The 21069-nt window shown below is 64.2% G+C and carries 21 protein-coding genes; 15 read left to right on the top strand and 6 right to left on the bottom strand.

Going from position 1 to position 21069, the window contains the following annotated elements; translation table 11 throughout:
- Positions 1-412: 412 nt before the first annotated feature.
- Both trmL and AC1DMY_RS11870 read right to left on the bottom strand, forming a co-directional pair.
- Complete coding sequence (trmL, locus tag AC1DMY_RS11875) at positions 413-880, bottom strand: tRNA (uridine(34)/cytosine(34)/5-carboxymethylaminomethyluridine(34)-2'-O)-methyltransferase TrmL (RefSeq protein WP_477165169.1); 468 nt, start codon at positions 878-880, stop codon at positions 413-415.
- A 52-nt stretch (positions 881-932) separates the two neighbouring features.
- Positions 933-1133, bottom strand: a complete 201-nt coding sequence (locus tag AC1DMY_RS11870; RefSeq protein WP_046972488.1) for a hypothetical protein — start codon at positions 1131-1133, stop codon at positions 933-935.
- A gap of 325 nt (positions 1134-1458) precedes the next feature.
- Here AC1DMY_RS11870 and AC1DMY_RS11865 point away from each other — a divergent pair, with 325 nt between their 5' ends.
- The 7 genes from AC1DMY_RS11865 to pssA all read left to right on the top strand — a co-directional run bounded on the left by AC1DMY_RS11865 (position 1459) and on the right by pssA (position 10432).
- Entirely contained in the window at positions 1459-4341 is a 2883-nt protein-coding gene (locus tag AC1DMY_RS11865) for a M16 family metallopeptidase (RefSeq protein WP_477165168.1), read from the top strand.
- 99 nt (positions 4342-4440) lie between these two features.
- Entirely contained in the window at positions 4441-4869 is a 429-nt protein-coding gene (locus AC1DMY_RS11860) for a DUF4156 domain-containing protein (RefSeq protein WP_477165167.1), read from the top strand.
- 201 nt (positions 4870-5070) lie between these two features.
- Positions 5071-5565 (top strand): MarR family transcriptional regulator, encoded by a 495-nt coding sequence (locus AC1DMY_RS11855; RefSeq protein ID WP_477165166.1) that lies wholly within the window; start codon positions 5071-5073, stop codon positions 5563-5565.
- A gap of 2 nt (positions 5566-5567) precedes the next feature.
- Positions 5568-7709 carry an FUSC family protein gene (locus AC1DMY_RS11850; protein WP_477165165.1) on the top strand — a complete coding sequence of 714 codons (2142 nt, stop codon included), beginning with the start codon at positions 5568-5570 and terminating at the stop codon, positions 7707-7709.
- Positions 7699-7899: a DUF1656 domain-containing protein gene (locus AC1DMY_RS11845; RefSeq protein ID WP_441601990.1), complete on the top strand. Its 201-nt coding sequence runs from the start codon at positions 7699-7701 to the stop codon at positions 7897-7899. Before AC1DMY_RS11850 ends, AC1DMY_RS11845 begins: the two co-directional genes overlap by 11 nt.
- Positions 7900-7902: 3 nt before the next feature.
- Positions 7903-8922: an HlyD family secretion protein gene (locus AC1DMY_RS11840; RefSeq protein WP_477165164.1), complete on the top strand. Its 1020-nt coding sequence runs from the start codon at positions 7903-7905 to the stop codon at positions 8920-8922.
- A 115-nt stretch (positions 8923-9037) separates the two neighbouring features.
- On the top strand, positions 9038-10432 hold the full coding sequence (gene pssA / locus AC1DMY_RS11835; protein WP_477165163.1) for a CDP-diacylglycerol--serine O-phosphatidyltransferase: 1395 nt from the start codon (positions 9038-9040) through the stop codon (positions 10430-10432).
- Between the two features lie 244 nt (positions 10433-10676).
- Here pssA and AC1DMY_RS11830 read toward each other — a convergent pair whose 3' ends face one another.
- Together AC1DMY_RS11830 and AC1DMY_RS11825 are read right to left on the bottom strand one after the other, a co-directional pair.
- Entirely contained in the window at positions 10677-11273 is a 597-nt protein-coding gene (locus AC1DMY_RS11830) for a GNAT family N-acetyltransferase (RefSeq protein WP_477165162.1), read from the bottom strand.
- Between the two features lie 19 nt (positions 11274-11292).
- Positions 11293-11499: a YdcH family protein gene (locus AC1DMY_RS11825; RefSeq protein ID WP_477165161.1), complete on the bottom strand. Its 207-nt coding sequence runs from the start codon at positions 11497-11499 to the stop codon at positions 11293-11295.
- A gap of 114 nt (positions 11500-11613) precedes the next feature.
- Here AC1DMY_RS11825 and ttcA point away from each other — a divergent pair, with 114 nt between their 5' ends.
- From ttcA to AC1DMY_RS11785, 8 genes are all read left to right on the top strand, one after another.
- The gene (gene ttcA, locus AC1DMY_RS11820) at positions 11614-12477 is read left to right on the top strand and encodes a tRNA 2-thiocytidine(32) synthetase TtcA (protein WP_477165160.1); all 864 of its coding nucleotides are present in this window, start codon (positions 11614-11616) and stop codon (positions 12475-12477) included.
- Between the two features lie 29 nt (positions 12478-12506).
- The gene (locus AC1DMY_RS11815) at positions 12507-13706 is read left to right on the top strand and encodes an amino acid aminotransferase (RefSeq protein WP_477165291.1); all 1200 of its coding nucleotides are present in this window, start codon (positions 12507-12509) and stop codon (positions 13704-13706) included.
- A 150-nt stretch (positions 13707-13856) separates the two neighbouring features.
- Positions 13857-14774, top strand: a complete 918-nt coding sequence (locus AC1DMY_RS11810) for a recombination-associated protein RdgC (protein WP_441601995.1) — start codon at positions 13857-13859, stop codon at positions 14772-14774.
- A 155-nt stretch (positions 14775-14929) separates the two neighbouring features.
- Positions 14930-15700 (top strand): YgjP family zinc-dependent metalloprotease, encoded by a 771-nt coding sequence (locus AC1DMY_RS11805; RefSeq protein WP_121883093.1) that lies wholly within the window; start codon positions 14930-14932, stop codon positions 15698-15700.
- Between the two features lie 67 nt (positions 15701-15767).
- Entirely contained in the window at positions 15768-16442 is a 675-nt protein-coding gene (locus tag AC1DMY_RS11800; protein WP_477165159.1) for a sigma-70 family RNA polymerase sigma factor, read from the top strand.
- On the top strand, positions 16433-16798 hold the full coding sequence (locus AC1DMY_RS11795) for a hypothetical protein (protein ID WP_477165158.1): 366 nt from the start codon (positions 16433-16435) through the stop codon (positions 16796-16798). Before AC1DMY_RS11800 ends, AC1DMY_RS11795 begins: the two co-directional genes overlap by 10 nt.
- Entirely contained in the window at positions 16795-17367 is a 573-nt protein-coding gene (locus tag AC1DMY_RS11790) for a hypothetical protein (RefSeq protein ID WP_477165157.1), read from the top strand. The genes AC1DMY_RS11795 and AC1DMY_RS11790 overlap by 4 nt, the downstream gene beginning before the upstream one ends.
- Before the next feature lie 98 nt (positions 17368-17465).
- Positions 17466-18044, top strand: a complete 579-nt coding sequence (locus AC1DMY_RS11785) for a methyltransferase family protein (protein WP_477165156.1) — start codon at positions 17466-17468, stop codon at positions 18042-18044.
- Between the two features lie 49 nt (positions 18045-18093).
- Here the strand turns inward: AC1DMY_RS11785 and AC1DMY_RS11780 are convergent, their stop codons facing one another.
- Both AC1DMY_RS11780 and AC1DMY_RS11775 read right to left on the bottom strand, forming a co-directional pair.
- A complete protein-coding gene (locus tag AC1DMY_RS11780) occupies positions 18094-19098 on the bottom strand; it encodes an alpha/beta fold hydrolase (protein WP_477165155.1) in 1005 nt (334 codons plus the stop codon).
- Positions 19099-19173: 75 nt separating this feature from the next.
- Complete coding sequence (locus AC1DMY_RS11775) at positions 19174-21036, bottom strand: M1 family metallopeptidase (protein ID WP_477165154.1); 1863 nt, start codon at positions 21034-21036, stop codon at positions 19174-19176.
- Positions 21037-21069: the final 33 nt, after the last annotated feature.

Raw genomic sequence — 21069 nt, 5'->3', positions numbered from 1 at the left:
GCGCTCCCACAGACAAGCCGGTGCGGCAAAGAGAAGGCGGGACGATCAAAGCCGATGTGCAGCGAGGCTCGGCTTTAAGTCCTCAGCGATTCGGGCGCGTTGCGCAGCGCTTGGAAGTATCCCCTGTGTACCCTCGGAGGTTGTCCCACAACCACTCGCCTCGAGCGTTCGGGCTTATCCCAACACAATGCTGCGGGCGTTATCAGGCCATTCTCTTTGGGTTACTTTCGACGCGAAGCTAGTCCCGTGGGATCTCTTGGGCCAGCAAGAGAAAAGTGACTCGAGCGGCGGCAGCCGATCGAAACGCCCGCCGCGTAGGCGGCCAGATCGCGGGAACGCGACAATCGAGGCGCAAAGTCACTGGATTCCTGCCTTCGCAGGAATGACGAGCTAACTTCGGATGTCCGATGCGCTACGGCGCAGCGCCGACAAACCCCATCTGCCGCCACGCCTCATACACCGCAATCGCAACAGTATTGGACAGATTCAAGCTGCGACTATTAGCCCGCATCGGCAAGCGCAACCGCTGCGCCTCAGGCAGGGCATCGAGCACCTCCCCAGGCAACCCAGCCGTCTCACAACCAAACAGCAACGCATCGCCTTCGACAAAGCGCGCATCCACATGCGCCACGCGTCCGCGCGTGGAAAACGCAAACACGCGTGGCTGGCCGATGCTCTCAAGGCAGCTGGCGAGGTCGTCGTGCACGGCCAGCTGCGCGTATTCGTGATAGTCCAGGCCTGCGCGGCGCAGGCGGGCATCGTCCAGTTCGAAGCCCAGGGGGCGGATCAGGTGCAACGAGGCGCCGGTGTTGGCGCACAGCCTGATCGCGTTGCCCGTATTGGGGGGTATTTCCGGTCGGTAGAGGATGACATGCAGCATCCGGCCATTATCGGGTCTGTCCGTGGGCCCGTAAAACGGTGAGCGTCCTTGCTCAGCCGTTGGAGAGGCGCGGGCACACGACGCCGTCGGGCGGCAGCGCGCAAGCGGTCGGGGCAATCAGTTGGCCGGCGCTGCCGGCGGCGGCAAGGCGAATGGCTTCGGGGGAAGCGTTCACCATGGCACCCAGCACGAGTCCGCAAACCAGCAGGCAGGCAACGAAAAGGCCGCGCAGCATCAAGGCTTCGAATTTCATGATCATGTCTCCGATGAAAGGTGAGGTAGTCCTGCACGGTACTTATGGCAAGCCTCGTGCCAAGCCCTCGTGGTGATTCAAGTGATTGTTACCAGGGAGAATTTCGTCCGGCGGTGAGTGGGCATGAGCTGTCCGCGGACAGCGACCGGGCGTGGCCGGACAACTGCGGACACCTGCCCGGACTCCCTACATGCGGCCCCGTCATGTTCTTGCGTCGAACGAAGCCCGTTGGCGGTTGTCCACCATGCCATTGGTCATTTGCCAAGGTTCCGGGCCCTGGCTAGCCTCGGAATGTTCATTCACCAAGAAAAACAGGAGTGTCGTGATGGCAAGAAAGCCCCTCGCCCTACTCGTTGCAGGAGTGCTCAGCATGTCGGCCGGTCTGCCCGCCATCGCGCTGCCCCAGGCGGCCACCGCCGAGTCCACTCAGGCGGTTCCGGATATCGCCTTTACCCGCTTCACCCTGCCCAACGGCCTTACCGTGGTGGTGCATGAGGACCACAAGGCGCCGGTAGTTGCGGTAAGCATCTGGTACCACGTGGGTTCGGGCGATGAGCCCAAGGGCAAGACCGGCTTCGCGCACCTGTTCGAGCACCTGATGTTCTCCGGCTCGGAGAACCACAAGGGCACGTATTTCCAGCCGTTCGAGCTGGCGGGCGCCACCGACATGAACGGCACCACCTGGTTTGACCGCACCAACTACTTCGAAACCGTGCCGACCACCGCGCTCGACATGGCGCTGTGGATGGAATCGGACCGCATGGGCCACCTGCTTGGCGCGATCGGCCAGAAGGAGCTCGATACGCAACGCGGCGTGGTGCAGAACGAGAAGCGCCAGGGCGAAAACCGTCCCTACGGCCGCGTGGACCAAAACATCCTGTCCAACACCTATCCGGGCAATCATCCCTACCAGCACGACACGATCGGCTCGATGGCCGATCTCAACGCCGCCTCGCTGGGCGACGTGAAGCAGTGGTTCCACGACTATTACGGCGCTGCCAACACCACCCTGGTGCTGGCTGGCGACATCACCGTGGCCGAAGCCAAGGCGAAGGCCGAGAAGTATTTCGGCGACATTCCCGCCGGCCCGCCGGTGCCGCGCCAGCAGGCGTGGATCACGCCGCTGAGCAAGTCGACCCGTGGCGTCCAGCACGACCACGTGGCGCAGCCGCGCATTTATCGCACCTGGGTGGTGCCGCAGCTGGGCACGGACGATGCGATCCAGCTCGACCTCGCGTCCACTGTGCTTGGCGGCGGCAAGACCTCGCGCCTGTACCAGCGCCTGGTCTACCAGGACAAGCTGGTCGACGACGTGTCCGCCAGCATCTCGCCGTTTGCGCTGGCCAGCCAGTTCCAGATCCAGGCCGACATCAAGGATGGCGTGGACCAGGCCAAGGTCGAAGCCGTCATCGCCGAAGAGGTGAAGAAGTTCCTTGCCGAAGGCCCCACCGCCGACGAACTGGAGCGCGCCAAGATCGGCAACCGCGCCGGCTTCGTGCGTGGTCTGGAAAAGGTCGGCGGCTTCGGCGGCAAGGCCGTGATTCTTGCCGAAGGCCAGGTCTATCGCGGTGATCCGGGTGCCTACAAGAAGGACCTGGAACGCGCCAACGCCGCCACCCCGGCGAGCGTCAAGGCTGCTGCCGACAAGTGGCTCAGCAAGGGCGATTACCTGCTGACCGTGCTGCCCGCCGGCAACGACTTCAATCCGGACAGCGAAGACGCCAAGGTGGTCGCGCTGGGCCCGCAGCCCGATCGTCCGGCAGCCAAGATGCCGGCCAAGCATGACTACACCGTGGCCAAGAGCGATATCGACCGCAGCAAGGGCGTGCCGCAGGTGTCGCAGTTCCCGGACCTGAAATTCCCAGCGCTGGAGCGCGGCAAGCTCAAGAACGGCATCGAAGTGATCCTGGCTGAGCGCCACACCATTCCCGTGACGCATGTGCAGCTGATGTTTGACGCCGGCTACGCGGCTGACCAGGGCCACAAGCTCGGCACCGCCAGCTTCACCACGACGCTGATGAACGAGAGCACCAAGGATCTCGACTCGGTGGAAGTGGCCAAGCGCAAGCAGCGCCTGGGTGCGATCACCCGCATCGGTTGCGGGCTGGACTCGTGCTCCGCTTCGCTCAATGCCTTGAACGACCAGCTGCAGCCGTCGCTGGCGCTGTTCGCCGACATCGTGCGCAACCCGGCGTTCAAGTCCGAGGACATCGAACGCATCCGCGGCCAGTGGCTGGCCGGCATCGCGCAGGAAAAGACCCAGCCCACCGCGCTGGCGCTGCGTACCCTGCCGCCGCTGCTCTACGGCGCCAACCACGCCTATGGCATTCCGTTCACCGGCTCGGGTACCGAAGCGGCGATCAAGGCGATGCAGGCATCGGATCTGTCGACCTTCCAGAACGATTGGTTGCGTCCGGACAACGTCAAGATCCTCGTTGCCGGCGACACCACCCTGCAGCAGATCATCCCCCAGCTCGACGCCGCCTTCGGCGACTGGAAGGCACCGTCCAGCGCCGTGCCGAAGAAGAACATCGCGACCGTGGCCGCCCAGGCCAAGCCGCGCGTGTTCCTGATCGACAAGCCTGATGCACCGCAGTCGCTGATCCTGGCGGGCCTGCTTGCGCCGTCCAGCAAGGCGCCGAACGAGCTGGCCATCGACGTGGCCAATGGCGCGTTCGGCGGCAGCTTCACCTCGCGTCTCAACATGAATCTGCGCGAGGACAAGCGCTGGGCCTATGGCGCCTTCAGCTTCATGCGTGATGCGATCGGCCAGCGTCCGTTCCTGATGTACGCCCCGGTGCAGACCGACAAGACCGCCGAATCCGCGCACGAAGTGGCCAAGGAAGCGAACGAGGTGATCGCCTCGCGTCCGCTCACCGAGCAGGAAGTGGACAAGATCAAGGACTCCAACGTGCGCGGCCTGCCGGGCAGTTTCGAGACCGGCTCCGAGGTGCTCAGCGCGATGAGCGAGATCGTCCAGTACAACCGTCCGGACGATTACGTGCAAACGCTGAAGGCTCGCACCGAAGCGGTGACCCAGCCTGATGCCGAAAGCGCGATCAAGGAAATCATCCAGCCCAAGGCACTGACCTGGGTGATCGTGGGTGATCTGAAGAAGATCGAGCAGCCAGTGCGTGCGCTGAATCTTGGCGACGTGCAGGTGATCGACGGCGACGGGAGGCCGGTGGCGGCCAAGCCGTCGAAGTAAGCGTGAGATTTTGTGGGGAGCTGTTCACGTCCCCGGGTTAGGATGGTGGCCGGGCGGGAGACCGCCCGGCCTTTTCATATCCATGTTGCGGAGCTGCTCATGCGTAAGACCCTGCTGTTGCTCGTTCCCATCGCGCTGCTTGGCGCGTGCACCTATGGCATCACGCTCGACGACGCCGGGAAGAACGTCCGCACGGCGTGGAGCGGCGATGTGTCTTCCTGCCGTGACCTGGGCAAGGTCACCGTGTCCGTGATGGATCACGTCGGCCCGATCGATCGCAACGACATCAAGGTGCGAGACGAGCTGGAAGTGATGGCTCGCAACGAGGCGGCCAAGATGCACGCCGATACCATCAAGCCGATGGGCGAACCCACCGACGGCTCGCAGCCGTGGGGCGCCTACCAGTGCGGCAATGCCCAGCTGGCGCCGTCGGCTCGTCCGGCCAATCCGGCGAATCCGAATCCGAATCCGGCGCCGAACGGCACCGCGCCGGGTGGGTTCGAGACTTACCCCGCCAAGGGCAACTGAGCCGCGTCGCGCGCGCTCGGTCTGGAACAACGCCTCGGCCGTCGCCGAGGCGACGGGCGAACCACTCGCCAGCTTCACCCCAAGGGCGCCCTCGTGGCGCCTTTTTCACGCGCGCCGTCCGACGCTCTTGCATGCCATTGGGGGGCAGGCATAAAATTCAGTTATATATATTACATATATGTACTAATTAATCGGGGCGCCATGAGCAGCTTTCTTCCGACCGAACAGCGATTGGCGGTGACCCGTCAGCGCTATCCCGCGTTTCCGCGGGACCCGGCCGTGCTCGTCCGTCTGATCCGGCACATCTACAAGCGCGTGAACGACGACGCCAACGCGATGCTGCGCCCGTACGGCATCAATCATCCGGAATACAACCTGCTGATGATGCTCTACGGCACCGAGGGCAACGCGATGCATCCCACCGAGCTGGCCGATGCCGCGGGCGAGAAGCTGGCCAATATCACGCGGCTGACCAACGAGCTGGCCGACAAAGGTCTGATTGCACGCAACGCCAGCGATGAGGATCGTCGCAAAGTCACGCTCACCCTCACCGACGAAGGCTTCGCACTGATCGAGAGTTTTCTGCCCGACGTTTGCGCCATGCTTGAGTGGCAGGTGGACGGCATTTCCCAGCGCGATGTAGCGCAGCTCGAACGCCTGCTCAAGAAGTTTCTCGATCAACTGGAGCGTGCCTGATCATGTCGGCCGTGCCTAGCGACCTTGCATCGTGGCGCAACCCGCCGTGGTTGCGCGACTTTGCGGCTGAAGAGGGACAGGCCTGGATCTTCGTGGTGAAGAGCCTGGTCGCCTTCTATCTCGCGGCGTGGCTGACGATGGTGTTCCAGTTGGAGCAACCATCCACCACGATGATCACCGTAGCCATCGTGATGCATCCGCAAAGCGGCACGGTGCTGGCCAAGAGTTTCTACCGCGCGCTGGGCACCTGCACCGGCAGCCTGTTCGGCGTGTTGCTGATGGCGGCCTTCCCGCAGCAGCGCGAACTGTTCCTGCTCAGCTTGTCGATCTGGGTGGCACTGTGCGCCGGCGGTGCCGTGCTCTACCGCAACTTCATGTCCTACGGCTTCGTGCTCGCCGGCTATACCGCCTTCATCGTGGTGCTGCCGGCAATCGATCATCCGACGGCGGTGTTCGATTCGGCAGTGGGTCGCGTGAGCGAGGTGATGCTCGGCATCATCGTCTCCGGCCTGGTCAGCGATGTGATCCTCCCGGTGCGTTTGCGTGAAGTGCTTCGACGCATTTCGCGCGAGCATTACCAGCACTTCATCGATTTCGCGCGCGGCAGCCTGGGTGGCGCCATTCCGCGAGAGGACATGGAGAAGGCGCATCTGCGCTTTGTGCGTGCGGCGGTGCAGATCGAGGATTTGCGCTCCTCGGTGATTTTCGAGGACCCCGAGGTGCGCGCGCGCAGCAGTCGCATGCAGTTGCTCAATCTGCGCTATATGGCGGCGGCCACCAGCTTCCAATCGTTGCACCATTTGATCAATCGCCTGCAGCGCAGCAACCACCCTCGCACGGCAGCCGCGCTGATCACATTGTATGGGCCCATTGGCAAAGCGCTCAGCCCTGATCCCTCCGAAAAGCCGATGCCGCGTTTGCTGGCGACGCGCATCGAGGCCTGTGAAGCAGAACTGCCGGTGCTCGCGGCAAAATTGCGCGAGGATTTGCGGCAGGATCCGAATCTGCTGCTGGAATTCGACAGCGGCACCACCCTGGTGCGTCGCTTCGCTGCCGAGTTGCGCGACTTCACCTCGCTGGAAGCGACCCTGCGCGAAACCCAGGGCGTGATCGGCGGATCGGTGGAGAACGTGGATTTCAAGCGCGCCAATGATTACGCATCACCGCTGATCGCCATCGTGCGCACCTTCTTCACCATGGCCACGCTGAGCGTGTTCTGGATCGAAACCGGCTGGACGTTCGGCCTCAGTGCGCTGTTGTTGGCCACGGTTTTCAGCGGTCTGCTGGCGACCTCGCCCATGCCAGTGCTGGCAACCGCCAACACCTGGGTGGCTTACGCGATCGGGTTGGTGGCCGCATACTTCGTGGTGTTCGAATTGATGCCGGGCAGCGACGGCTTCGTGATGCTGATCCTGGTGACCGCGCCACTGCTCGCACTCGGGCCGTATCTCACCACGCGCAACGCCACTTTGCCCGGCGTGGGCGCGGGTTACTCGCTGGGGTTCGTCTATATCCTGGCGCTCAAGAACCCGATGGTTTATGCGCCCGAACGCTTCCTCAACGACGGTATCGCTGCGCTGTTCGGCCTGATGGCGAGTGGCGCGGCCTTCATGATCATCCCGACCGTGATCGGCACGCAGTGGTTGCGCCGCCGTCAGCTGGTGCAGCTGCGGCGGCAGGTGGTGTTTGCCGCCACCGCGCCGATGGATGGCATCCTGTATCGCTTCGAAAGCGTGAATCGCGATCTCTATCAACAGATCGTGCAGTTCACTCGCCAGGGCAGCGAAGAGTCGCGCGTGCTGTTCTCGTGGGCATTGGCCGTGCACGACGGCGGCCGCGCGGTGATCGAACTGCGCCAGGACATGTTGCACGCGGGCCTGCCGCCACCGGTGAGGGAATCCATGCAATACGCCGTGGACGCATTGGCGCAGCTTTACGACTCGCCCGATATGGCGCGCTGGACGACAGCTGATGCCGCCGTTGACCAAGCCATCACACTCACTACGCAGACACTGCCGCAGGCACGGGCCAGCTGTCAGCCGGCGCTGGCGGATCTGCTGCAATTGCGCACGGCGTTGCGCGACGACGAGTCTGCGCTCGCTCCCTATATCGTCAAGGCACCGGAGACCGCCCATGCCCCGTGAAGTCGCCCTTGCCGATGCCCTGGTACCGGGCCTGCTGCTGGTCTACCTGGGCTGCCTGCTGGTGCTGTGGGGTATCGACACCCTCATTGGCCGCTACGGGCTGTATCGCTACGTGTGGCATCCCTCCCTGTTTCGCGTTGCCGTGTTCTTCGTGCTGTTCGGCGCGGCTGGCCTGCTCCTATATCCCTGACCTATGAAACTCGAACCTCAAGCTGTGCTTCGTTTCGCCATCACGGCGGTTGTCGTGATCGTGGCCTTGCTGCTCTGCCATGCGCTGTGGCGGCACTACCTGTATGCGCCATGGACACGTGACGGCCGCGTGCGCGCCGAGGTGGTGCGCATCGCGCCGGACGTCTCCGGCCTGGTCACGCGCGTGCCGGTAATCGACAACCAGGAAGTGAAGAAGGGCGACGTGCTGTTCGAGATCGATCCGCAGCGCTTCCGGATCGCCGAACAGCAGGCCGAGGCCAACCTCAACGCTGCCAAGGCTGCCGCCCGCGCGGCCGGCGCGAACATCGACGCGGTGTTAGCCAGCGCTGCTGCGCGCAAGGCCGAGTACGACATGCGCCAGGAGCAGGCGCAGCGTCGCCAAGACCTGGCTGATGTAGTGCCCAAAGAAGAACGCACCGATGCCAAGTCCGCCGCCCTCACCGCGCGTGCCGTGTGGGAGCAGGCGCAGGCCAGCGGCCATCAGGCCAACGCTTCGCGCGAACAAGCGGAAGCCGCGGTGGTGCAGGCGCAGGTTGCGTTGGATCGCGCCAAGCTCGACCTGGAGCGCACCGAAGTGCGCGCGCCGGTGGACGGCTATGTGACCAACCTCGATGTGCGCGTAGGCGACTACGCCGCTACCGGCAGCCCGCGCCTCGCGCTGATCGATCGCCACAGCTACTACATCTACGGTTATTTCGAGGAAACCAAGCTGCCGCATCTGCGCGTGGGCGATCCGGTGGATATCCGCATGCTGAGCGGCGGCATCCGCCTCAAGGGTCATATCACCGGCGTGGCGCGTGGTATTACCGATCGTGACAACCCTACGGGCCGCGACCTGCTGGCCGACGTCAATCCCACCTTCAACTGGGTGCGTCTGGCGCAGCGTGTTCCGGTGCGCGTCGACATCGACGAAGCCAGCGAACCAAAGGGCTTGATCCTCTCCGCCGGCATGACGGTGAGCATCGACGTGCAGCCACGCCGCGTGCTCGACAAGGAGCGCTGAGCCCATGTAGGAGCGCACTTGTGCGCGACCGCTTGACGTAAATGTCACAGTCATCTGGCGGTCGCGCACAAGTGCGCTCCTACAAGATAGGGCGGGATTGCTAACATGCGCCACTATGAATCGACCGCTACCCTCGCCACGTAACCTTGCCCGCCGCCTGCTTTCGCTTGGTCGAGGCCGTGGTCTCGACCTGTCCGGCCAGGTGAGTTTCGCCGTGCCGGCAGAGTCGATCGCCACATTGGCCGGTCCGGTGAAATTTCGCGACACGCTGCTTTCGTTGATTGCGCAGGCGAGGCGCCGCATCGTACTGGTCGCGCTGTATCTGCAGGACGACGATGCCGGCCGTGAAGTGATCGAAGCGCTGCACGCGGCGCGAAATGCACATCCGGATCTTTCCGTGGAAGTGTATGTCGACTGGCATCGCGCGCGTCGCGGGCTGATCGGCAAAGGCAGCAGCGAAGGCAACGCAGCGATGTATCGCGAGTACGCGCAGCGCCTGGGCGAGGGCGTGGTCATTCGCGGCGTACCGGTACAGACGCGCGAATTGTTCGGTGTGTTGCACCTCAAGGGTTTCATCATCGATGACGCGGTGCTTTACAGCGGCGCCAGCCTCAACGACGTGTATCTGGCCAAGCATGGCCGCTATCGGCTTGATCGCTATCACCTGATCCGCGACCAGTCGCTGGCGGACAGCATGGTTGGCTATGTCGATGCCCAGTTCCGCGGCAGCGATGCGGTGCCGCGCCTGGACCGCTTGCCGCAGCCGCGCTCGCGCGATCTGCAGGAACCGATCCGCCGCTTGCGCCAGTCGCTGCAGCAGGCGCAATACGTCGGCGCCAGCGAGGCGCCTCGCGATGGCGATGTCGCAGTGATTCCACTGGCGGGTTTCGGGCGCAACGACAATGCGCTCAACGAAACACTGCTGGCCCTGCTGCGTGGCGCACAGCGTCGCGTGATTTTGCTGACGCCGTACTTCAACCTGCCGCGGCCGGTGCGTGTGGCGATCGGTCACTTGCTGCGCCGTGGTTGCCAGTTGGACATCATGGTTGGCGACAAAACGGCCAACGATTTCTACATCCCGCCGGAGCAGCCGTTCAGCCGCATCGGGATGTTGCCGTATCTGTATGAAGCGAATCTGCGTCGCTTCGCGCACGATCATCAAGGCGCCATCGACAGCGGCCAGTTGAACCTATGGCTATGGCGCGACGGCGACAACACGTATCACCTGAAAGGGCTGTTCGTGGATGGGGAGTTCGCCGTGCTGACCGGCAACAATCTCAACCCCCGTGCGTGGGCGCTGGACCTGGAGAATGGCCTGCTGTTGCGCGATCCCTCGCGCAGGCTGTTGCCGCAGCACGAAGCCGAATGGCAGGCCTTGCGCAGGCATGCCACGCGCCTGGCGCATTATCGCGACCTGCCAGGCGTGCGCAGTTATCCGCCGGAAGTGCGCAAGCTGTTGCGGCGCATGCGTCGTGTGCGGTTGGATCGGTTGGTCAATCGCCTACTTTGAGGCCGCGTTTCCCTGTGGGAGCGCACCCTGTGCGCGACCACCCGACGGAGCGGAGACGACACGGCGCCGCGGTCGCGCACAAGGTGCGCTCCTACAGGTGAGGGGTGCCCCTGTTCGAAAGTTTTTCTGTGGGAGCGCACCCTGTGCGCGACAACCTGACGGAGCCAGGACGACATGGCGCCGCAGTCGCGCACAGGGTGCGCTCCCACACATAAATCGGGATGCTGCACAAAAATCTGGCGCGTCAGCCCGCCAGGCGCTCCAGCCGCAACGCCAGCCAGCGCGACACATCCGGCCACTCGCTGTCGATCACGCTGTAGCACACCGTGTTGCGCAAGCTGCCATCGGGGCGGCGCTTGTGGTTGCGCAATACGCCTTCGCGTTGCGCGCCCAGACGCTCGATGGCGCGCTGGGAGTCGAGATTGCGGTGGTCGGTGTGAAACTCCACCGCCACGCAGCCCAGCGACTCAAAGGCATGCTGGAACAGCAGGCGCTTGCAGGCGGTGTTGAGATGGCTCTTCTGCCAGCGCCTGGCGTACCAGGTGTAGCCGATGGCGACGCGGCGCGGGTCATTCACGAAATCATAGAAGCGCGTGCTGCCCACGATTTCGCCGCTGCTCTTCTCGCGCACCGCGAAGGGCAGCATCAGCCCGGCCTGCTGGCCATCGAGGGCCTTGGCGATGTAAGCGGCCATCTCTCCCGGCACCGGCGCACTGGTGAACCACAGCTTCCACAGTTCGCCGTCGGCCACGGCCGCCTCGAGGGCAGGGGCGTGGTCAGGCGTGAGCGGTTCGAGGATGACGTAGGCGTCTTCCAGCAGGACAGGCGTCAGCGCGGGCATCGGTGCTCCGTGGGAGGTCTTAGGCGTCCAGATCCGGTATCAGCCTGCTTTCCAGCCGGGCGATATGGTCCTTCAGCAGCAGCTTGCGCTTCTTCAGGCGGGTGATCTGGAGCTCGTCCCGGCTGAGCGACACGGCCAGGTGCTCGATGGCCACGTCGAGATCGCGGTGCTCCACGCGCAGCTCGGCCAGCATGTGGGCAATTTCGGCTTGGTCCTGGACCTGCATGTCGGTGCGAATGGCTGGGGAAAACACACGCAGTGTAGCGCCGCGCGACCCAAAGAGCCTGCCCCGGCCGATCAGATAGTTACAATGGGAGGCCGTCCCGTTCTCACCTGACCCATGTCCGCCCAGCCCGACGCCACCCGCAAGCAGCACCACGAGGCCGCCAAGCTGGCCAAGCGCCTGCGCCATCAGGTGGGGCAGGCCATTGCCGACTTCCACATGATCGAGGAAGGCGACAAGGTGATGGTGTGTCTGTCCGGCGGCAAGGACTCGTACACGCTGCTGGATGTGTTGCTGTCGCTTCAGGCCAAGGCGCCGGTGCGGTTCGGGATCGTCGCGGTGAACCTGGACCAGAAGCAGCCGGGTTTCCCTGCCCACGTACTGCCGCAATACCTTGCCGAGCGCGGCGTGCCGTTCCATATCATCGAGCAGGATACGTACAGTACGGTCACCCGGGTCATCCCCGAGGGCAAGACCATGTGCAGCCTGTGTTCGCGCCTGCGCCGCGGCGCGCTGTATCAATGGGCGGCGGCCAACGGCGTCAGCAAGATCGCGCTCGGCCACCATCGCGACGACATCCTGGGCACGTTTTTCCTGAATCTGTTCTACCAGGCCCAGCTGAAGGCGATGCCGCCCAAGCTGCGTTCGGACGACGGCCGCCACGTGGTGATCCGTCCCTTGGCATACTGCAAGGAAAGCGACATCGCCGAGTACGCGCAGGCCAGGCAATTCCCGATCATCCCGTGCAATCTCTGCGGTTCGCAGGAAAACCTGCAACGCAAGGCGGTTAGGCGCATGATGGAGGACTGGGAGCAGACCCAACCCGGGCGCGCCGAGAACATTTTTCGCGCGCTGGGCAGTGTGCAGCCCTCCCAGCTCACCGATCGCAAGCTGTTTGACTTCGCCACGCTGGGCGCGCGCGAAGGTTTCGCCCGCGCCGAAGCGCACGAGTGGCTTGCCGGTACGCCGGACGAGTCGTGACCTTCACCGAAAACCAGTCGAGTAACGCCGTGTCTCTCTTTGCATCCGTTGAAATGACCCCGGGCGATCCGATCCTGGGACTCACCGAGGCCTTCGTGGCCGACACCCGTCCGGGCAAGGTCAATCTGGGCGTGGGCATTTATTACGACGAGCAGGGCCGCATCCCGCTACTGCGCGCCGTGCAGCAGGTCGAGCAGCAGCTGGCGCTTGACGCCAAGCCGCGCGGCTATATCCCCATCGACGGCCTGCCGGCGTACGACCTCGCCACCCAGAAACTGGTGTTCGGCGAAGACTCGCCCCTGCTGGCCGCCGGTCGCGTGGCCACCTCGCAGACCGTCGGCGGCAGCGGCGCGCTGCGCGTCGGCGCCGACCTGCTCAAGCAGATCCTGCCGACCGCGAAGATCGCCATCAGCAACCCGAGCTGGGAAAACCATCGCGTGGTGTTTGGCGCGGCCGGTTTCGAGGTGCTCACCTACGCCTACTACGACGCCGCCACGCACGGCCTGGACTTTGCCGGCATGCTGGCGGACCTAGGCAAGCTGGAGCCGGGCACCGTCGTGCTGCTGCACGCGTGCTGCCACAACCCCACCGGCGTGGATCTCAATGCCGAGCAGTGGCAGCAGGTGGTGGATCTGGTGAAGGAGCGCGGCCTGCTGCCCTTCATCGACATGGCCTACCAGGGCTTTGACGAAGGCATCGACGCCGACGCCACCGCCGTTCGCCTGTTCGCTGCTTCCGGCATCGACGCCTTCGTGGTTGCCAACTCGTATTCCAAGTCGTTCTCGCTGTATGGCGAGCGCGTGGGCGCGCTGTCCGTCGTGGGCAAGACGCGCGACGAAGCCCTGCGCGTGCAGTCGCTGGTCAAGCGCACGATCCGCTCCAACTACTCCAGCCCGGCCACGCACGGCGGCCTGCTGGTATCCACTGTGCTCGGCAGCGCCGAGCTCAAGGCCATGTGGGAGCAGGAGCTGGGTGAGATGCGCGAGCGCATCCACGCGATGCGTGCCGGCATGGTGGAGAAGCTGGCCGCGGCGGGTGCATCGCATTTTGGCTTCATCCAGGAGCAGGCTGGCATGTTTTCCTACTCGGGCCTCAGCAAGGCTCAGGTGGACCGCCTGCGCGAGGAATACGCCATCTACGCCATCGGCACCGGCCGTATCTGCGTGGCGGCGTTGAACCGCGCCAATCTGGATACGGTGGTAAATGCGGTGGCTGCGGTCAGCCGCTGATCTAGCCTCAGGCCCTCAAATTTCGTCTTCCCGGCGCAGGCCGGGATCCAGCGCCTCAGTGCGTGAGAAGGCGACGCGGCATCATCGATGCGCATCGCACCTGGATCCCGGCCTTCGCCGGGATGACGGCAGAAAAAATACGGATACCGAATGTTCTTCCGCAATCTCACGCTCTTCCGCTTTTCCCCCGCCATTGCCGACGACCTCAACCGCCTGGACGAAGCGCTGGGCGACCATCGCCTGCGCCCCTGCGGTCCGCTGGAGATGGGCACCAAGGGTTTCGTGCCGCCGGTAGGTCGTGGCGATGAAGCCCCGCTCACGCACGCAGTGAATGCCTGCACCATGGTCACCGTGGGCGGCGAGGACAAGCTCCTCCCCGGTTCGGTGGTAAACGACGAACTTCACCGCCGTGTGCAGAAGATCGCTGAAGAAGAAGGCCGCAAGGTCGGTGGCCGCGAGCGCAAGCGCATCAAGGAAGACGTGCTCAACGAACTGGTGCCGCGCGCCTTCATCCGCAGCTCCCGCCAGCGCGCCTACGTGGACAAGAAGAACGGTTGGCTGGTGCTCGATACCTCCAGCCGCAAGTCGGCCGAGAACACGCTGACGCAGATCCGCGAAGCGATGGGCAGCTTTCCGGCCGTCCCGCTGGCGCCGGAAGAAGGCCCGCGGGTGCTCATGACCGACTGGCTGGCCAACGGCAACCTGCCGGCCGGCCTGGCCCTGGGCGACGAGGTGGAGCTGCGCGACCCGGCCTCCGCCACCGGCGCCATCGCCAAGTGCCGCCGCCAGGACCTGGATGGCGAGGAAGTGAAAGAGCACCTGCGCAACGGCAAACAGGTCTTCCAGCTCGGTCTCACCTTCGATGAGCGGATGAGCTTCGTGCTCGGCGAGGACCTGATCGTGCGCAAGCTCAAGTTCCTGGACGTGATCACGGAGGAACTGGGCGACAGCCATCCCGACGCGGCTGCCGAGGCCGATGCGACCTTCACCCTGCTCACCCTCGAGGTTGAACGCCTGCTGGGCAAGCTCGAGGAATGGTTCGGCCTGCCGCGTCCCGCCGAGGCCTGAGCCGCTCCATTCAGGCTCCGCCGTCCCGACCGTATGGTCGGGACGGACATCGCACTGCCTTGCGAACCCTGCATGCTCTCCCCACATTTCCTTTGGGACACTGGTAGTCCTTTGGAAATCGGTCGGCCTGGACGCCAAGCAGTTAAGGCGGGGATATGACGCAGCATCTTGAAGGCGATTGGCTGGAACTGGCCACCGCGAGCGGCAGCACCATCCGTGTGCTCAAGGCCGCCCATCCGCGCGCGCGCCGGTTGCGGCTGACGGTGACGCCCAAGGGTGCGCGCGTGTCGTATCCGCATGGCACGCATCCGGCGCAGGTGAGCGCGTTCCTTCGTCATCACGCCGACTGGCTCGAGCGCAAGCTCGACGAATTGCATCTGATCGTGAAGCCCTTGCCGCCGCTGCGCGTCGGCACGCCCACGGAATTTCCGCTGCGTGGGGAAACCGTGCAACTCGATTGGGCGGAAGGTCCGTATCCGCGCGTGGAAGCCGGCGAGGGCACGCTGACCCTGGTGATCCCTCGTCCGCATACGCGTGCGGTGCCGGTGGCGCGCGGCTTGCTCGCTTCGTATTTCGAAGCGCAGATCCGTCGCGATGTATCACGTTGGTTGGCCGGCTACGTACCGCAGCTCGGTCTGGCGCCCACGGCCTTGCGCGTGCGGCCGATGAAAAGCCTTTGGGGCAGCCTGGACACGCGCGATCGCATCAACCTCGACCTCGCGCTGGCGTTGGCGCCGCCCAATGCCTTGAAGTACGTGCTCGCCCACGAGCTGTGTCACCTGAAGGTGCGCAGCCACGCGCCGCGCTTCTGGGCGCAGGTGGAACTGCTGTTCCCTGAGTGGCGTGAGCAACGCGACTGGCTGCGACTCAATGGCGCCTGGCTGAAGACGGAGCTCGATCGCCTGATTGCAGACGTGGCGGACTGAGGTTTTCGTTTAACCCCTTTCTGGCGTTAGCGGCGAATATGGATGTATCGCCAACGGAAAGGACGCCATGTCGGCCGCCATCGCGCAATCAACGGACTGGACGCAAGCCTGCGCGCAAGCGCTCGAGCATCTGCAGCGGCAATTGTCGCAACCGCCTATCGGCCACCTCATCGACAGCTCGTCGCTGAGCGACGCCGAATGCATGCAGCGCTATCGCAATGGCGACGCACACGCCTTCCGCATCCTTTACGCACGCTATCGCGAGAAGCTGCATCGCTACGCCTTGCGCCTGGCGGGCAAATCCAGCGAGGCCGAGGAGGTGTTCCAGGACGTGTGGATGGCCGTCGTTCACGGCAAGGAACACTTTCAGCCTGAAGCCTCGTTCGCGGCATGGTTGTTCGGCATCGCCCATCGCCGCGCGGCGGATCGCTGGCGCACGCTCGGTCGGCATGCGCCTGACGCCATCGATCCTGAGCAAGGCGAGCATGCACTCGAACAACACGCCGCGCCGTCCTCGCATGCGCCCGACCGACATCTCCATAACGACGCCTTGGGCAAGGCCTTGGTCGAAGCCGTCGAGGCGCTTCCGCTGCCGCAGCGCGAAGCGTTCCTGATGAAGGCCGAAGGCGAGCTCAGCCTGGAGGACATCGCGATTGCCACCGGCAGCACGCGCGAAACGGTGAAGAGCCGCCTGCGCTATGCCCAGCAGAAATTGCGGGAGGCCTTGCAGCCATGGCGGTAAACGACGAGATGGATGACCTGCTGCTGCTCTATCGCCAGGCATCGCACGAAGCGCCTACGCCGATGATGGATGCACGCATCCTGCGTGCCGCAGATCAGGCCTCGGTGGTTCGCCGCTGGTATCGCCACGCGGCGTGGCCGGCCGCCATTGCCGCTGCGGTGCTGCTGTGGGCTGTGTGGCAGGGCCATGCGCTTCCCGCAGCCGACGCCGCCGTCCCCATGGCCGGCTACGACGCCGGCGCATCGCGCGCCGAGCTATTGCAGATGGACGTCACGCCTCCCCATGGCGAGCTCGATCGCTTTCTATTGAACGTCAGCAGTACTCACTCTCCATCCACGACAAGGAATGCCCCATGAAAAAGCTGCTCCTGACCGCTGCTCTGCTTGCTGCCAGCCTCGCCGGCATCGCGCATGCTGCGGCGCCTCCCGGTTGGTTCGTCTACGTCAACGGGACCGCTTCCACCGACTTTGAAACCGGCACGGAATCGTCGACCCGTACAGCCGGCGCGACCAGCGCGTTTCTTCGCGCAACCACCGACAACCACGGTTTCGCTACCTTGATGCAGACCATCGGCGCCACCGCCTATCAGGGCAAGCGCGTGCGGTTCTCCGGCTACCTGCGCACCAAAGACGCAGGCAAGGGGCAGCTGTGGATGCGTGTGGACGGCGCGGACAAGAAGCCCGCTGCGTTCGACAACATGGAAGATCGCGCCCAGCAAGGCGACAAGCCTTGGCAGCACTTCGACGTGGTGCTCGACGTGCCCGGCAATGCACGCGACATCGCTTTCGGACTGCTGCTGCAGAACCGAGGCGAAGTATGGGCTGATGGCCTCGCCTTCGAGGTGGTCGACCAGACCGTGCCGACCACCGGCAACCAGCCGCACGCCTTGCCGGCAGCACCAGTGAATCTGCAATTCGCCAAGTAAGTTCGGGCCCGCCTGCGCAGGGACGCGCGGCGGGCCATCTTGCGCGAGCCCGAGCAACGGTGGAACCTGAGTGCCCACCGGGGATTCAGGGGAACGCCATGGAACTGCCGATCGGCCCGTTCATCAAGGCCATGTGGCTGATCTTCACGCTGTACTGGTTATGGGGCTGGCGCCGCGTCAAGGGTGCGCAGCGCAAGGAGCCGATCCTGCCGCGCCTGCTCAAATACTGGTTGCCGCTCGTCGTGGCGATCCTGTTGATCGGCCCCGGTGACTGGTACCTCGGCAACTGGCTGGGCACGCGGATGTATCCGGGCAGCGATGCGGTGGCGGTGCTCGGCGCATTGTTCACCATGCTCGGCGTCGGCTTCGCCTGCTGTGCGCGCTACGTGCTCGGGCGCAACTGGAGCTCGGTGGTGCAGGTGAAGAAGGATCACGAACTGATCCAGAGCGGCCCTTATCGCTGGGTGCGCCACCCGATCTACACCGGCCTGCTGCTTGCCTTCTTCGGCACGGCGATGGCCATCGGCGAATGGCGCGGCGCGATCTGCGTGGTCATTGTCGCCGTGTCGTTCTGGTTCAAGCTGAAACTTGAAGAGCGCTGGATGCGCGAGAACTTCGGTGCCGTTTACGAGAGCTATATGCAGCGCACCAAGGCGCTGATTCCGGGTGTTTTGTAGAACAGCGTAGGACGGCCGGATGGCGCAAGGCCATCCGGCGCGCTGAGCGTTAGTGCGATAGCGTGAACTGCGTAAGGATGCGCGCCGTCTCGTCCGGCTTCTCCATGATCGGCATGTGATTGCAGCCGGTCATCGTGCTGGTGCTGATGGCGGCGGCGTTCTTCAAGCCGTTGCGCAGGCTGTCGAGCGCCGAGATGTCGACGATCTTGTCGTCATGGCACCACAGGCCGAGCACCGGCATGCCGAGTTTGTCGAGGCGGTTCTGCAGCGACAAATACTGCGACGGGTCACGCAGCTCGTTGAAAGTCTGGTTGATGAAGGCGCGGTTTTCCTGGTTGCGCCTGATCAGCACGTCCTGGAAGCGGCCGGGAATATCCAGCGGCTTGGCAAACGCCCAGGCAGTCGCCTTGGCGAACTGCTCGCGATTGTCGAAGGCGAACAGGTTTTTGCCGGCCAGGGCTTCGCGCGAGAATTCGTTCTCGTTGGTCTTCAGGCCGAACGAATCGAGCAGGGCGAGTTCTGCGACATGCTCAGGGTGTTCGGCGGCGAACACGCCGGCGATGGCGCCGCCCATCGAGTGACCGATCAGCACGACTTTGGGCAAGTTCAGCGCATCGACAAAGCCCTGCAGGCGCGCCACTTGCGCGTCGATGTTGTAGCTGGCGCCCTCGACGCGAGAGGACTCGCCCCAGCCCGGCAGATCGGGCGCGATCACGTGGAAATGCGGCGTCAGCAATTCCATCTGCTTGAGCCACACTTCCTTGCTTGCGGCAAAGCCGTGCAGCAGCAGCAGGGTCGGACCCTGGCCACCTTCGTAGTAAACCCACTTGGTGTCGCCGACCTGCACCGAGTGCTTCTCGACATGCGCGACCATCGCCTGGCGCTTGATGTCGGCGCTCATCAGCCACTGCGGTGCGAACAGGTACGAACCACCCAGCACCACGACCAGCAAACCGGCGACGTAGCCGAGGAATTTGAGCCGGCGCAGGGCCAGCCGCTGCCATAGCGGGCGCGTGGGAGCGGGCGTGGTGGTGGTCGCTTTCTTGGATGTCATGGGTGAACCAATGGTGGGGATCGCAGCTATCGATGGCGTCGCGCGCCTCCCTTTGCAAGGAGGCGCGCGCGGGACTTACTTGCTGGCGCCCTTGGTCGCCTTGGCGAACACGGATTCCACAGCTTCCTGCGTCAACGGGTGATAACCGCTCTTGGCCTTCGCATAAACCTGCTGCGCATAGGCCAGGCCTTCCGGCGACTTTACGAAGGCCTTGTACAGCGGCATGGTGAGGTAGAGACGGCCGATCCGCGTCATATGCTCGGCAGCGGCCGGCCACACGTCCTTGTCGCCCGCGGCAATGGCATGGCTATACCAGCGCATGCCGATCTCGGCGTTGGGCGTGCCGGTGAGATGCCAGGCGGCATCGATCTGCTTGATCTTGTCCAGCGGCGTCACGTCCGGCAGGCCGTCGAGGAAGTACATCCACTCCTGCGTGTTCCAGCTCTTCGCGTCGAGCTTGTCGGCCGCGAGCGAGCCGGCGAGGAATGAAGCGCGTTCCTTGTCGATCGCGTTGAAGCGCGGCGAATCGGGCAGGGGCGCATCCTTGGGAATGCCCGGCTCATACACCCACTGCTGCACATCGTCCCAGCTCATCTTGCCCGGGTTCTTGTCGAACAGATTGGCCTTGAGGTAATCGAGCATCTGTTCGGTGTCGATGCTCTGGAACGCGAAGTGCGCGAAATAGCCCTTCAGATAGGCATCGAAAGTGTCGCGGCCAAAGCGCTGCTCCAGCGTGCGCAGGAACCAGCTGCCCTTGTCGTACGGCACCTCGGAAATCGAATCATCGGCGCCAATGCCGGGCTTGGGTGCCAGGCGCTGCGCGTTCGGAGCAATGGTCTTGTCCCTGATGGACTTCTCAAGACCGCGCGCCGAGATCAGCGCTTCCTCGTCGGCCAGCGTCTTGCCGTAAACCGCCTCCGTGATGCGGCCCTGCACGTAGGTGGTGAAACCTTCGTTGAGCCAGATGTCGCGCCATGCGGCGCTGGTGACCAGGTTGCCCGACCACGAGTGCGCGAGCTCATGCGAAATCACCGAGACCAGGCTCTTGTCGCCAACCAGCAGCGTCGGCGTGGCGAAGGTCATGTTCGGGTTTTCCATGCCGCCGAACGGGAAGGACGGCGGCAGCACGAGCAAGTCGTAACGACCCCAGGAATACGGGCCGTATAGCGACTCGGCGGTCTTGATCAGCTTCTCGGTGTCTTCGAACTCCTTGGCGGCCTTGCCGACCACGCTGGGCTCCGCATAGACGGCCGAACGCGGACCGGTTTCCTTCGCCGCGATATCGCCGGCTGCGATCGCGAGCAGGTACGAGGGAATCGGATGCGGCTGGCTGAAGCGGTAGTCGCCGTTCAACGGATGGTTTGCGTCGTTGATCGCGCTCATGACCACGCGCACGTCCTTCGGCGCAGTGACATGGGCGTCATAGGTGAAGCGGATTGCCGGCGAATCCTGCAGCGGCACCCAGGAGCGCGCATGGATGGATTCGGACTGCGAGAACATGAAGGGCAGCTTCTTGTCCGCCGTCTGTTCCGGCGGCAGCCACTGCAGGCCCGAGGCGGTCGGCACGGTCGAATAGACGATGCGCACCTGCGACGGATGCTGCGGCGTGGCGATGGTGAGCTTGCTGCCCAGTTCCTTGTCGCGCGGCGCCAATGCGTACTTCAGCGCGCTGGTCTTGCCGGTGTCGTCGACGGCTTCGATGCTGGCGATCTTCAGGTCGCGCGTGTCGAGCACCAGGGACTGCGCCTTGGCGTCCTTCCAATCCAGCTTAAGCGTGGCCCGGCCATCGAGCTGCTTGTGCGGAAAGTCGACCTTCAGATCCAGGTCCAGATGCGTCACGCGGACCTGGTCGGGCTGGGCATAGGAATGCGGGTCGGCGGCGAAGGCGCTCAGCGGCAGCGCGAGGGCGCCGAAGGCAAGGAGGTGGAACGGGCGCATCGGGAGGCTCCAAAAGCAGGAATGGCGAGTATG

The organism is Dyella sp. 01L423, from assembly GCF_056399945.1.
This window is presented reverse-complemented; position numbering and strand designations above follow the sequence as displayed.

Excerpts from the sequence above, each read along its gene's own strand:
- AC1DMY_RS11830 (WP_477165162.1), bottom strand. The coding sequence starts at position 11,273 with ATGCCCGCGCTGACGCCTGTCCTGCTGGAAGACGCCTACGTCATCCTC.
- ttcA (WP_477165160.1), top strand. The coding sequence starts at position 11,614 with ATGTCCGCCCAGCCCGACGCCACCCGCAAGCAGCACCACGAGGCCGCC.
- AC1DMY_RS11795 (WP_477165158.1), top strand. The coding sequence starts at position 16,433 with ATGGCGGTAAACGACGAGATGGATGACCTGCTGCTGCTCTATCGCCAG.
- AC1DMY_RS11855 (WP_477165166.1), top strand. The coding sequence starts at position 5,071 with ATGAGCAGCTTTCTTCCGACCGAACAGCGATTGGCGGTGACCCGTCAG.
- AC1DMY_RS11805 (WP_121883093.1), top strand. The coding sequence starts at position 14,930 with ATGACGCAGCATCTTGAAGGCGATTGGCTGGAACTGGCCACCGCGAGC.
- AC1DMY_RS11810 (WP_441601995.1), top strand. The coding sequence starts at position 13,857 with ATGTTCTTCCGCAATCTCACGCTCTTCCGCTTTTCCCCCGCCATTGCC.
- AC1DMY_RS11860 (WP_477165167.1), top strand. The coding sequence starts at position 4,441 with ATGCGTAAGACCCTGCTGTTGCTCGTTCCCATCGCGCTGCTTGGCGCG.
- trmL (WP_477165169.1), bottom strand. The coding sequence starts at position 880 with ATGCTGCATGTCATCCTCTACCGACCGGAAATACCCCCCAATACGGGC.
- AC1DMY_RS11800 (WP_477165159.1), top strand. The coding sequence starts at position 15,768 with ATGTCGGCCGCCATCGCGCAATCAACGGACTGGACGCAAGCCTGCGCG.
- AC1DMY_RS11775 (WP_477165154.1), bottom strand. The coding sequence starts at position 21,036 with ATGCGCCCGTTCCACCTCCTTGCCTTCGGCGCCCTCGCGCTGCCGCTG.
- AC1DMY_RS11780 (WP_477165155.1), bottom strand. The coding sequence starts at position 19,098 with ATGACATCCAAGAAAGCGACCACCACCACGCCCGCTCCCACGCGCCCG.
- AC1DMY_RS11825 (WP_477165161.1), bottom strand. The coding sequence starts at position 11,499 with ATGCAGGTCCAGGACCAAGCCGAAATTGCCCACATGCTGGCCGAGCTG.
- AC1DMY_RS11850 (WP_477165165.1), top strand. The coding sequence starts at position 5,568 with ATGTCGGCCGTGCCTAGCGACCTTGCATCGTGGCGCAACCCGCCGTGG.
- AC1DMY_RS11840 (WP_477165164.1), top strand. The coding sequence starts at position 7,903 with ATGAAACTCGAACCTCAAGCTGTGCTTCGTTTCGCCATCACGGCGGTT.
- AC1DMY_RS11870 (WP_046972488.1), bottom strand. The coding sequence starts at position 1,133 with ATGAAATTCGAAGCCTTGATGCTGCGCGGCCTTTTCGTTGCCTGCCTG.
- AC1DMY_RS11865 (WP_477165168.1), top strand. The coding sequence starts at position 1,459 with ATGGCAAGAAAGCCCCTCGCCCTACTCGTTGCAGGAGTGCTCAGCATG.
- AC1DMY_RS11845 (WP_441601990.1), top strand. The coding sequence starts at position 7,699 with ATGCCCCGTGAAGTCGCCCTTGCCGATGCCCTGGTACCGGGCCTGCTG.
- AC1DMY_RS11785 (WP_477165156.1), top strand. The coding sequence starts at position 17,466 with ATGGAACTGCCGATCGGCCCGTTCATCAAGGCCATGTGGCTGATCTTC.
- AC1DMY_RS11790 (WP_477165157.1), top strand. The coding sequence starts at position 16,795 with ATGAAAAAGCTGCTCCTGACCGCTGCTCTGCTTGCTGCCAGCCTCGCC.
- pssA (WP_477165163.1), top strand. The coding sequence starts at position 9,038 with ATGAATCGACCGCTACCCTCGCCACGTAACCTTGCCCGCCGCCTGCTT.